Annotated in this window: 9 protein-coding genes and 1 pseudogene; 4 read left to right on the plus strand and 6 right to left on the minus strand. The window is 71.6% G+C overall.

Annotation, left to right across the window (positions count from 1 at the left end; translation table 11 throughout):
* Nucleotides 1-176 precede the first annotated feature (176 nt).
* Both ABZS54_RS38975 and ABZS54_RS38980 read right to left on the minus strand, forming a co-directional pair.
* The gene (locus ABZS54_RS38975) at nt 177-671 is read right to left on the minus strand and encodes a peptidylprolyl isomerase (protein ID WP_355546987.1); all 495 of its coding nucleotides are present in this window, start codon (nt 669-671) and stop codon (nt 177-179) included.
* Nucleotides 672-1,298: 627 nt separating this feature from the next.
* A complete protein-coding gene (locus ABZS54_RS38980) occupies nt 1,299-1,991 on the minus strand; it encodes an NAD(P)-binding oxidoreductase (protein ID WP_355546989.1) in 693 nt (230 codons plus the stop codon).
* A gap of 39 nt (nt 1,992-2,030) precedes the next feature.
* Here ABZS54_RS38980 and ABZS54_RS38985 point away from each other — a divergent pair, with 39 nt between their 5' ends.
* Nucleotides 2,031-2,564: a TetR/AcrR family transcriptional regulator gene (locus ABZS54_RS38985; protein ID WP_355546991.1), complete on the plus strand. Its 534-nt coding sequence runs from the start codon at nt 2,031-2,033 to the stop codon at nt 2,562-2,564.
* A gap of 477 nt (nt 2,565-3,041) precedes the next feature.
* On the opposite strand, the gene ABZS54_RS38990 is transcribed toward ABZS54_RS38985, so the two are convergent.
* From ABZS54_RS38990 to ABZS54_RS39005, 4 genes and pseudogenes are all read right to left on the minus strand, one after another.
* Nucleotides 3,042-4,511: an MFS transporter gene (locus tag ABZS54_RS38990; RefSeq protein ID WP_355546993.1), complete on the minus strand. Its 1,470-nt coding sequence runs from the start codon at nt 4,509-4,511 to the stop codon at nt 3,042-3,044.
* A 250-nt stretch (nt 4,512-4,761) separates the two neighbouring features.
* Nucleotides 4,762-5,076 (minus strand): annotated as a pseudogene (locus ABZS54_RS38995) (iron chelate uptake ABC transporter family permease subunit); the annotation flags it as partial.
* 157 nt (nt 5,077-5,233) lie between these two features.
* The gene (locus tag ABZS54_RS39000) at nt 5,234-6,238 is read right to left on the minus strand and encodes an isocyanide synthase family protein (RefSeq protein ID WP_355546995.1); all 1,005 of its coding nucleotides are present in this window, start codon (nt 6,236-6,238) and stop codon (nt 5,234-5,236) included.
* Between the two features lie 182 nt (nt 6,239-6,420).
* Complete coding sequence (locus ABZS54_RS39005; RefSeq protein ID WP_355546997.1) at nt 6,421-7,803, minus strand: cytochrome P450; 1,383 nt, start codon at nt 7,801-7,803, stop codon at nt 6,421-6,423.
* Between the two features lie 547 nt (nt 7,804-8,350).
* Between ABZS54_RS39005 and ABZS54_RS39010 the strand changes: the two genes are divergently transcribed.
* The 3 genes from ABZS54_RS39010 to ABZS54_RS39020 all read left to right on the plus strand — a co-directional run bounded on the left by ABZS54_RS39010 (nt 8,351) and on the right by ABZS54_RS39020 (nt 11,881).
* The gene (locus ABZS54_RS39010) at nt 8,351-8,968 is read left to right on the plus strand and encodes an RNA polymerase sigma factor (RefSeq protein ID WP_355546999.1); all 618 of its coding nucleotides are present in this window, start codon (nt 8,351-8,353) and stop codon (nt 8,966-8,968) included.
* A complete protein-coding gene (locus ABZS54_RS39015; RefSeq protein ID WP_355547001.1) occupies nt 8,965-9,975 on the plus strand; it encodes a CU044_5270 family protein in 1,011 nt (336 codons plus the stop codon). Before ABZS54_RS39010 ends, ABZS54_RS39015 begins: the two co-directional genes overlap by 4 nt.
* A gap of 79 nt (nt 9,976-10,054) precedes the next feature.
* The gene (locus tag ABZS54_RS39020; RefSeq protein WP_355547003.1) at nt 10,055-11,881 is read left to right on the plus strand and encodes a hypothetical protein; all 1,827 of its coding nucleotides are present in this window, start codon (nt 10,055-10,057) and stop codon (nt 11,879-11,881) included.
* The last annotated feature ends 112 nt before the right edge of the window (nt 11,882-11,993 follow it).

Raw genomic sequence — 11,993 nt, forward strand, 5'->3', positions numbered from 1 at the left:
GTCCCGCCGCCTACTGCGGCGGGACCGGGCCCGTTCTCGTGCTGCCCGAGGGAGAGCTCGGACCCCTCGATCGGGCCGGCCGCCATAGGCACCCAAGGGCCATACGACTTCCATGGGAAGGTGCGGACGAGCCCGACGTGGGTCGGGCCGCGTGCCGCTGGTGTGGCGTGGGTCGGTCAGTCCTTGACGATGCCCGAGGCGGCGACCACGATCTTGCCCTTGGTCGTACCGGAACGCGAACCCAGCGCCTCGATCCGGTCGACCAGCTCCTTGCCCTCGACGACCTCGCCGAAGACGACGTGCTTGCCGTCGAGCCACGAGGTGACGGCGGTGGTGATGAAGAACTGGGAGCCGTTGGTGTTCGGGCCGGCATTCGCCATCGACAGCAGGTACGGACGGTCGTGCTTGAGCGTGAAGTTCTCGTCGGCGAACTTCTCGCCGAAGATGCTCTTGCCACCCGTGCCGTTGCCGCGGGTGAAGTCGCCACCCTGGAGCATGAACTCCGGGATCACCCGGTGGAACGGCGAACCGGCGTAGCCGAAGCCGTGCTGGCCCGTCGCGAGTTCGCGGAAGTTCTGGGCGGTCTTCGGGACGACCTCGTCGAAGAGGGAGAAGACGATGCGACCCTGAGGGGCATCGTCGATGCTGATGTCGAAGTAGACGTTGCTCATGGCGCCCATCCTGCCCTATTCGCGCGGGCCGACCCGTCCCGGGCTTCCCCACCCCACCCCGCCGGCACTCTCGACAGCCCGAATACCACCCCACTCACCGCCACGATCCGCCGAGTGCCCGTCAGCACACGCCCCGGCGTGTCGCCCGCACCGAACGGATCGGCTTCGGCATCGGCTTCGCTCCCCGATCCCGCCGCACCATCGTCTTCCGCACCCCCGTCAACCGCCATACCGGCAGCGTAGCGAGGACAGCGCCGCCGCGCGGATCTCAAGACCGACCCAACTGCCATGACATTCAACCGAGTTGCCCCCGTGTGCCACTGCGACCTGGCCGCCGGGATCGGTCGCGACATCCTGATCTCGCCAGGACGGCCCACTTGGAGCGGCGGCCCGCGACGAGGCGGGCATAGCGCTCCCATCCGCGCGCGGGCGGTCGGGGCGGAGCGGAGGGCGGGGTCGCCGCCCGGGTTGTCGACATGGTCTTTCCTCACGGATCGACTGGGTGGGTTACGGGTTGGGTGGGTTACGGCTGGGTGGGTTACCCGGCCGTACGGGCAGCAGAGCAGCACCGACCGACCGCCGGCCGCCCGTCGGGGCAGGGCGAGGCAGGAACGCGGTTCGGCGGTGTCAGTACGAGAGCGAGACGCGACGTCGGAAGAGGGCGTGGTCGTCGAGGTGGCCCAGGACGAAGTCGGCGAGGTCGGCGCGGGAGATCTGCGTCGGCCGATCCAGCGGGCGGTCCCCGTCGTGGGTGAATCGGTACGCGCCGGTATGCGGTCCGTTGGTGAGCATGGGGGCCCGCACGACGGTCCAGTCGACCCGGTCGTCGGCGGCGAGCTCGTCCTCCATGCGCCGCATGTCGGCGTAGGCGTGACGGTGCGGTGGTCTGATGATCAGGCGGGTGACCAGGCGTTGAGCCGCCGGCGTACCGGCGCCCGAGTCCAGGGCGCCAAAGGAGAGACAGACCAGACGCCGCACGCCCGCGGCGGTCATCGAGCGGCACAGGTTGGCCGTGCCCCGCGAGTAGATCGTGGTGCGCGCCCGCGTGGTGGCGCCCAGTGCGCTGAGCACGGCGGTGTGGCCGGGCAACACGACGTCGATCGTGGCCCGATCAAGGGCGTCACCGGCCACGACGCGCAGTCGTTCGTGGCGCGTGGCTTCGATCTCGGCGGCCAGCGCGTGCAACGCGTCGGCGTCACGGGCGGCCAGGACGACCGCCGCTCCGGCACTGGACAGGGCGCGGGCTGTGGCGGCGCCGATGCCGCGGCTCGCACCGGTCACGATCGCGACGCGGCCGTCGAGCGCTTGTTGGGTGGACATGGTGCACTCCTGTATCGAGGCTGAGCGAATGTGTCGGGGGTGGCGGCCGCCCGCGCGCTGCTGGCGGCCCCGAAACCCACCCAGATCTCGGTGGACGCGATCGCCAAGGCGGCGGACGTGTCACGGCAGACGATCTACAACGCCTTCGGCTCCAAGTCCGGCCTCCTGGAAGCCCTGTTCGACTCGCTGGCCGCCCGGGCGGACATCGACCTGCCCCAGGCGTTCGCCGCCGCCGATCCCGACACGGCGCTGCGCCGATTCACCGAGAGCTTCTGCCGCTTCTGGGCCTCGGATCCGGTCGTGATCCGCAGACTGCGCGGCATGGCGGTGTTGGACTCGGACCTGGACCGGTTGCTGCGCGAGCGGGACGACATGCGTCGCACCGCGCTGACCACGCTGCTGGGCGCCCACGCGGAGGCGACCGCCGACGACACGATCGACGTCATATGGCAGCTCACCGGCTTCGAGACCTACGACGGCCTGGCCCGCCGCGATCCCACCCGGGAGCCGGCGGTGGTGACCCGCCTGGTGGCGACCACCGTCACGGCCGTGTACGCGGCAGCGGGCTCCTGAGGCGCAGGCCGAGACGACCCGGACGCGGCAGTGCCCGGGCCGGCGGGTCACCGGCGCCCGAGTCACCCGCGTTCGTCACGGGCGCCGGGTGATCGGCCCACCCGGGCACCGTTTGCCCGCTTCACCGAGCGCCCGCCGAGCAGCGGGCCCGTCGGCCATGTCGGTGCGGACGGATACATTCGCCGGTGCCGCCGGAGACTTGCCCCCCAACCAGGTCCGGCGGTACACCGAACGGTCCGCCGCCCCACGGGCGGCGGACCGTTCACGCCGAACCAGCCCGGGCGCCGCCTCCCGGGGAAGTCGCAGGCGGGGAAACCGACTTCGGGAGCGGGGCGCGCCCGGACACCGGGCGACGACGACTGCCGCGGATCAGGCCCCCGAGACCGCCCCATCCCGGCAAGGGCCGTACGCGCGGCTCACTGCGGGACGTCGCACGGTCGACCCGTCCCCGCCACCGCGGTCAGTTCGCCGACGCGGTCAGTTCGCCGACGCGGCCGGTTCCGCATCGGCTGCCCTCGCCGGCGGTACGGCTGCCGGGTCGGATGTACCGCGCGGGCGCAGTCCGAAGCGAATCAGCAACACCGCGATGAGCGTCACCACCACGTCCACGCCCAACGCGAGGTGGATGCCGGTGAGTTCCGCGCCCTGGGTCGCGGCGACCGAGCTCAGGATCGGGATGCCGATCGTGATGGCCACCTGCTGGGTCATCGAGGTCAGGCCCGTGGCCAGGCCCTGTTCGTCGTCGGCCAGACCCGACGTCCCGGTCACCGTGTACGCGACGATGGCGCTCACGTGTCCGAAGAATCCGACGAACAGCGCGGGGATCAGCACCAAAAGCGCCAGTCGGTCGGCGCCGAGGAACACCAGCGGAAGGGTCGCCAGGCCCTGCACGGACAAGCCCACGGTCAGGACCGTACGACTGCCGAGGCGACCGATGGCCCGGCCGGCGACCACACCGGCGGCCACCGCGGCCAGGCCCGGTATGCCGAAGATCAGGCCGGTGGTCAGCGGCGAGAGACCCAGGGTGCGCTGGAGGTAGAGGGTCGTCAGGAAGATCATCGCCGTCTCCATGGTGAAGACCACGAGACCCGCGAAGTTGCCCCACTTCACAGTGGGCCGGTTCAGAATCCGCACCGGTGCCAGCGGCGCGGGCGAGCGCAGTTCGATCAGCCCGAACGCGGCCAACAGGAGCACGCCGACCACGGCCGCGACGAGGTCCTTCTCGATGATCGCGTAGATCCCGGCCAGCAGGCCGCCGGTCACCGTCACCGCGCCGGGCAGGTCCAGCCGCACCCGGTCGGGCAGGCTGCTCTCGGCGATCAGGGACGGCGTGGCCGGCAGGATGACCAGGGCGACCGGCACGTTGACGAAGAACGCGGCCCGCCAGCTCAACAGGCTGACGAGGGTGCCGCCGACCAGAGCGCCGACGGTGAAACCGGCGGAGAGCAGTGCGCCATTGAGGCCCAACACCCGGTCGCGCAACGTGCCTTCGGCGAACGTGCTCGTGAGCAGCGACATGGCCGCGGGCGTAGCCATCGCGGTGGCGACGCCCTGAAGCACGCGGGCGCTCAGGAGCGTCTCCGCATTGCTCGCGAAGCCGCCGAGCAACGACGCCGCGGTCAGCAGGGCCACTCCGGACATGAACAGTCGGCGTCGGCCGAACAGGTCCGCCATCCGACCGAACAGCAGGGTGAGACCGGCTGCGGGCAACGCGTACGCCGAGGTGATCCACGGGAGTTCACTCGATCCCAGCCCTACGCCGGCACCGACCTGCGGGAGCGCGACGTTGAGGATCGAGAAGTCGACGGACAGCATGAAGCCGGTACCGAGCAGGACCGCCAACACCCACCGCTGTCTGCCCTCGATCGTTGCCGGCGGCGCCGGTGATCCGGCACTGCCGGCACGATCCTCGTCGATTCCCGTGCGCTCGATCCGGCCGTCGCTCATGGGACACCCCTCTGTCGCCGTAGGCACTAAATGCAACCTCAGAGTTGCACGTTGGTGCGCCAGACGCAACCGATGGATTGCACATTGAGCGTGGTCGGGGTGCACGAACCGGGCCCGCGAGCTGTTCGCCCGAGGTGCCCGCGATCGAATCTCGGTCCACGGTCGCGGTGACGGCGTTGCCGGATACCGCGTGCGTGTGGGATCACCATCGGTGCGGGCCGGATCCGTGGGTCAGCCGTCGGGCGATCTACGGTGCGGTCAGCGCGATGAACGCGACCGGACCGGCCGCGGTGACCGCGCCGGCGGACAGCACGATGGCCGGTACGACGGCGAGGGTGCGGGCCCGGCCGGGGTTGCCGCCGAGGGCGCGCGCCGTCTCGTCGCACAGTTGGCCCGGGACCAGGCGGCCGGCCGGCTGATTGCGGGTGGCTGCCTGGAACAGCGCGCCGGACAACCCGAAGGCCGCGCCCGCGCCCGGACACACCACCAACCGCGGCCCGCACAGCCGGTTGAGCACGAATTTCTCCTTGCCCTCCACGCCGCCGAACACCGCCGGCAGCAGGTCGCCCGGCTGCGCACATCGCGCGTGACCATGGTCGAGGTCCCGGTCGGCAGCCCTTCGTGGCCGGGTCCCCCGACGGTGTCATCCGGCGGATCCGCCGGTGTCTCGGCGCCGACCGCCCGGGCCCCTACCCGGCTCCGAGCGACTCGGCGGTACGGCCCTACGGGCGGCCGCCCGACTCCTGGCGGTAGTGGCTGGGGCGTCCGTCGCGGTGGACCAGCACACCCAGGCGGGCCGCGTCGGCACGGTGGAGCAGATGCGGGCGGCCGTCCGCACGATGCAGCACGGTGGTGTGCCACGGGGTGGCCCACACGTCGGGGGCGTCCAGGAGTCGGATGCCGAACTTCTCTGCGCCGCGTCGTTGCGGGTGGATGGACAGACGCAGCGCGTCCGGGTGGTGCTCGGCGATCAGGTCGCTCCAGGCGCGGCTGCGCTGGATGACGCCGTACGCGCGGGTGCGGCAGTCGCGTTGCAGCGCGGAGCGGGTGCCGGGGAAGTCGACCGCGTCCTCGAAGAGGAACCGGGTGATCCCCCGGTACAGGCGCAGCGTGTCCTCGTCGGCGCGCATCTGGGCCCGCAGTCGCGCGACGCTGGGCGCGTGCCGCGCGTGCAGCCAGGCGCGTTTGCCCTCGTGAGTGTCCTCGCCGCCGACGCCGCGCGGTTCGTCCCGGACGTCGCGCAGGTCGAAGACGCCCAGGTGCCGCAGGTCGTCCCGGACGACGATCGCACGCAGTTCGTCGGTGTAGGCGTCGATGTGCGAGTCCGGGACGTGGACGAGGTCGGCGAAGACGTGGCCGTCCGAGCAGATCAGCATGCGTGCGCCGGGTGGGTGAATGCGGGCGATGGAGGCGCACAGTCGGTCCAGGAAGGCCAGGCTCAGGCGTTCGCCCTCGTCGGGGAGCCGGCCGAGGACCTTGTTCGGATTGGGTGACTTGCAGGGAAAGGCCGGGAGGGTGAACACGACGGGTTCGTCGCGGTCTACGAAGTGGGCGAGGCGGTCGAGTTGGCGGGGGAAGTCGGTGATCGATTCGAGGCCGGAGTCGGCGGCGCCGCCGGTGTCGCGGTCCGGCTCCGCGGCGCGGCGGTGCGGCAGCAGGAGGTTCAGGATCGCGGCACAGGTCGCGGATGTGCGCGCGGGGTCGCGGCGGTGGGCGGCTGCGTGCATGGGTCGGCTTCTCCACGGGGGCAGGGCCGCAGGGCGCCTCGGCGCGGGCGGCGGGCGATGTGGGCGGCGCGGGAGGGTCGAGGGCGATGTGGGTGGCGCGGGAGGGTCGATCCGGGCGGCGCGTGCCGTGGTGTGGACGCGGGTGGGTCGACTCGGGCGGCGCGTGGCGTGGCGCGGTGTGCTCAGTCGCGTTCGCGGTAGGTGACCGGGAGGGAGTCGACGCCGCGGGCGAGCACTGCGGGGATCCAGCCGATCTCCTCGACCGGTACCGCCGGGGCCAGGTCGGGCAGGCGCGCGAGAACGGTGCCCAGCGCGACTTGGAGTTCGACCCGGGCCAGGCCGGCGGCGGGGCAGAAGTGGATGCCGTGTCCGAACGCGAGGTGCGGGTTGGGACTGCGTTCGAAGTCGAGGGTGTCGGCGTCGGGGAAACGTTTCGGGTCGCGGTTGGCCGCGCACAGCGAGACGATGACCGAGTCGCCGGCGGGCACGGTGGTGCCGTGCAGGTCGTCGTCCGCGTCGAGGAAGCGCCACGTGGTGAGTTCGAACGCGCTGTCGTAGCGCAGGAGTTCCTCGACCGCGGCAGGCAGCAGGGTGGGGTCCTCACGGAGCCGGGCCAGGTGCCCGGGATGGCGCAGCAGGGTCATCAGCGCCGTGCTGATCTGGTTGGTGACCGGCTCCTGTCCGGCGACCAGGAGTTGGAAGACCATCGAGTCCAGTTCCTGGTCGGTGAGGTCGCCGGCGGTGTGCGCGGCCACCAGTCGGCCGAGCAGGCCGTCGTCCGGGTGGGCGCGTCGGTCCGCGACGACGTCGGCGATGTAGCTCTGGAGCGCGCGCAACCGCCCCTCGTAGTCGGCGCGTCCAGGATCCTGGGGTCCGACCGGCTGGACGACCTTGCACCATTCGCGTTGGAATCCCGCGGCCGACTCGGCCGGGAGGCCGATGACTTCGGCAAGGACCAGGAACGGGAAGCGGGCGGCGAAGCATGCGACGACGTCGGCGCCGCCTGTGGCGGGCATGGCGTCGATCAGGGTGTCCGCGATGTGCTGGATGCGCGGGCGCAGCGCGTCGATCCGGCGCGGCGCGAACGCGTCGGTGACCAGGCGCCGCATGGCGGTGTGCTTGGGCGGGTCCTGGTGCAACAGGTGGACCTGGAGCTGCGCGTGTTGCGGTTCGGGCATGATCGACGCGAGGGCACGCCAGCGGTCGTTGCCGAGGTCGTGATTCTTGCCCAGGCGCGGGTCGTTGAGGGTGGCGTGGGCGGCCTCGTAGCCGGTGACCAGCCAGGCTCGGACGCCGCTCGGGAAGCGCACCCGATGGATGGGGCCGGCGTCGCGGAGCTTGGCGTAGAGGGGGTAGGGGTCGCGCTTGTAGTCGCGCCCGTAGAGGTCGACGAGTTCGTGGGGGTTGCGAGCCTGCGCATCGGCGTTCGGGCCCTGCGCATCGGCGTTCGTACCCTGGGTACGGGCGTTCGGATCCTGCGCGTGGGTATTGGGCCCCTGTACTCGGATGTTCGGGCTTCGCACGTGAGTGTTCGGGCGCTGGGCGCGGGTGTTCGTGGTCGGCATGTGGGTGTGGTCTTGTGTATCGCGATTCGGGTCTGGTTCGGGCTGGGTCACGGGGGTGCGCCTTCCTGGTGCGGGTTCCGGGCGGGGCGTCGCGAAGGGGTGCGGCGGGGTCGGTCAGAGGGATATTCGCGGGTTGTACCGGTCCAGCCACAGGGCGAGGTCGACGACACGTTCCAGGCGCAGTCGCTGGCTCCATGGATACGTGGTCATTCCTTCGATCGGGAGAGGGGAAGGGGCGGAGTCGCCACGCCGATTCGCGGTGCGGACACCACCGGCGCGTGCGTACGCATCCGAGTAGTCGGGCGCGAGTCGACTCCGGTTCCGGTGAAGGGGAATCGAGGGCCGCCGCGTCACCCGGTCCAGCCGGCATGGCGGAACGCCGACGCCGACCCGCCGCCCGCGCACTCCCGTCGCCCCCGAACGCACTCGACTCCGCCAAGGCCGCGCTCGATTCCCGGCACCATGCAACCCCGGCCACGGCGGTATGGTGACCCAGATCACGGGAACCCGACCCCGCCTGCGGACAACCTGGCGTGTGAACCACTCGATGCACGAGGCAATCCGCGCCGGCGACCCGGCCGCCTTCCGCGAGCTGTACCGGGCCCACCACAGGGTCGTCTACGCACACGCCTACCGCGTCACCGGGGACTGGGCCGGGGCCGAGGACGTCGTCTCGCTGACCTTCCTGGAGGCGTGGCGGCTGCGTGAGCGGCTGCGCGACGAGAGCGAGACACCGCTGCCTTGGCTGATGGGCATCGCGATCAACGTGCTGCGCAATCGCAACCGCGCCGCGCGCCGACATCGACACGCGATGGCCCGATCCCCCGGATGCACCGTCGTGCCCGACATCGCCGACGCGGTCGTCACCCGCATCGACGACAGCGAACGCCTGGCCGCCGCCCAGGCCGCACTGGGCCGACTGCGGCGCACCGACCGCGAGATCTTCATGTTGTGCGTGTGCTCGGAGCTGTCGTACGCCGAGGCCGCACAGGCGCTGGACCTGCCCGTGGGAACCGTACGCTCGCGCCTGTCTCGGGCCCGGGCCCGCCTGCGCACGCTCGTGGAGGAGGAACTGCGCGCCATGCGCGGCCCGTTCGAATCGCGCGTCGCAACGGCCGTACGTCCCACCCCCGTTCCGACGATGCTCCTGGAGTCGACCCGATGAAGCCCGACACGCCCAGGCCCGCCCTGCCGGACCACGCCCGAGCCGGGTCCGACCCGACCGAGCGTGCCCTGGCACGGGACGCCCACCCGTCGCCCACCCGGCAACGGCTGCTCGAAGAGCACCTGATGCGCGAGATCACCGGCGGCATCGCGCGCGTGGCCCCATCCCGCCGACGCGCCTTCCGACTCATGGCCCCGATCGGCGCGATGGTCGCGGCCGGTGCCGTCGTGGCGGCCGTGTCCCTGGTCGCGGGCCCGGACTCCGCCCCCCCGCGACCCGCGCAGATGGTCGCCGCGGCGCTCGACGCGTTCGGCCCACCGGCGATTCCGCGCCCCGGGCAAGTCCTCTACGTCGAGTACGAACTCTCCTCGTGGTCCGGGGTCGACGGCGTGCCGATCCAAATTCCCACGCACCCCCGCATGGCGTGGTACGCGCAGGACGGCCGCCGGTGGTTCTTCACCGAACCCGGGGCCCCCGCAACCGGATTGACGATCGCCGATCCACCGATGCGTTGGAACTACGCCGAGTTGGCCGCACTGCCCGCAACCCCGGAGGCCCTGGCGGCGGCGCTGCACCGCCAGAACATCCCGCCGCTGGGCAGCAATGTCAATCCGGATCAGGCCGTCTTCGAGGACATCGAGAACATCCTCACCCGCGGGGTGCTGCCACCGGGAGTCGCCGAGGCGCTGTACGAGGTGGCGGCCCGGACGCCTGGCGTGTCGGCCCTCGCCGATGCCGTCGACGGACGCGGCAGGCGCGGCATCGCGCTGACCCGTACCGATCCGGTCAACGGGATGCGCATGGAACTGGTCTTCGACCGAGACAGCCGGATCTTCCTGGGCTCCCGAGCCGTACGCACAAGGCCCGGTGAGAATCACCCGATCGGGACGGTGATGTGGCAATCGACCGTACTCAAGCGCGACATAGTCGACACCATGCCCGAGGACCCCGTGGCCGGGACCGACATCTCGCCCACACCTTCGACGACTTCGAACCGGCGGTCGTGACCGGCAACGCCCGCACCCCCGGCAGGCGCGACACCGATCCGCCGGCCGCCCACCGACCGCACCGGAACACAAGGACGACATGACCCGCGCCACCATGCCCACCCCCACATCCGGCCGCGCGCCGGACCCCACCGCGACAACGGATCCCGCTCGCGAGCACACGACCCTTGTGCCCACCGACCGGACCCGGCGCATCCTGGACCATCTCGCCGTCGCCCTGCCGATCCTGGTCCTGGCCGTCATGGGTTGGCACCGGCGGTGGATCACCGACGACGGGCTGATCTACGTACGCGCGGCCCGGGAGATCCTGGCCGGTAACGGCCCCGTGTACAGCCCCGGCGAGCGCGTGGAGACCTCGACGGGCACGCTGTGGCAGTGGCTGCTGGTGCTGCTGGACGCGCTCACCCCGGGCGACCCGGCCCGCATCGCCGTGTACGCCGGACTCGTGCTCTCGATCACCGGTACGTGGCTGGCCCTGGCCGGCACCCGCAGGTTCCTGCGGGCCGAGACCGGCCGGCTGCTCGTGCCGGCCGGCGCCCTGGTGTTCGTCGCGCTGCCTCCGGTCTGGGACTTCGCCACGTCCGGGTTGGAAACCGGGCTGCTGGTGGGCTGGATCGGACTGTCCTGGCGGCTGCTCGTCACATGCGGGCCGGGCGATACGACCACCGCACGGCGCCTGGGCATCGCCATGGTGTTCGGGCTCGGTCCGCTGATCCGCCCGGAGTTGACCGCGACCTCGCTCGTCTTCCTGATCGCGATGGCGCTCGCGTCGCGGTTGCCGTGGCGGCCGGCGCTCGTCGCGTTCCTGTGCGCCGGAGCGCTGCCGGCGGTGTACCAGATCTTTCGGATGGGCTACTACGGGCTGCCGTATCCGATGCCTGCCGTCACCAAGAGTGCGACCCGGCAACTCTGGGGGCGGGGCATCGACTATCTCGTCGACTTCACCGATCCCTACCGGCTGTGGATGCCGGCCGTGCTGGTCCTGCTGATCGTCGCGGCGCTCCTGGTCGGCCGCGGCCCGCGCGATCGGCGTACGTGGCTCCTGGGCGCGGCGCCGGCCGTCGCCGCGTTCGCGCAGAGCGCGTACGTGCTCCGGGTCGGCGGCGACTTCATGCACGGGCGGATGTGGCTGCCGGTGCTGCTGCTCGCCCTGCTGCCGGTGCTGCTCGTGCCCGTCGATCGGCGGGTGGTGGCGCTGCTCGTCCTGGTGCCGGTCTGGGCGGCGTGGTGCGGCGTCTCGCTGCGGTCCGGTCTGGTGACCACGCCGGGGCCCCGGGCCGGCGTGTACCAGACCTGGAACGAGCGCATGGTGTACGTGAATTGGACTCGAACCGCGAATCCCACCACGTCCGGTGCGCACAGCGCGACGCTGCCCGGGCTGCGCGCGGAACTGTTCCGGATGGATGCCGACGGCAGGCATGTGATGGTGATGGACGGTAACTACCTCGCCGACGTCGCCGCTCTGCCGCCGCTTCCGCTGCGCCGCGACCTCCCGGCGAAGGAGGGGCTGGTCATGGGTCGGCTCGGGGTCGGTGGCGCGGTCACTCCGCTGCACGGGATCGTGGTCGACGTGTGGGGCCTGAGCAACACGGTGGGCGCGCACATCGAACCGACCGAGCACGTCGCCGCGGGCCACGAGAAACTCCTGCCGCTCGCCTGGAACATCGCCCTCTACGTGGACCCCGCCGCGTGGTCGTCGATCCCCGCCCGGGTGGTGTCGTTCGAGGACATCCGCGCGGCCCGCGCGGCGCTGGAGTGCGGCGACCTCAAGGAACTCCTCCACTCGACCACCGATCCGCTGACCCCCGGCCGCTTCCTGCGCAACCTCACCGGCTCCTTCTCCCGCGCGACCCTGACCATCCCACCCGACCCGAAGGCGGCCGAACGCAAGTTCTGCGCCCGCTGAGCACCCGGGGCGGCGTGATCTCGCGGTACGGATTCCAGCCGGGCGGCGGCGGTTCGGGGCGCCGCCGCCCGGTACGGGTCATGCGTCGGCGAGCAGGGCCGCCGGCGCCGTG

Source organism: Embleya sp. NPDC005575 (assembly GCF_040605455.1).
Taxonomy (GTDB): domain Bacteria; phylum Actinomycetota; class Actinomycetes; order Streptomycetales; family Streptomycetaceae; genus Embleya.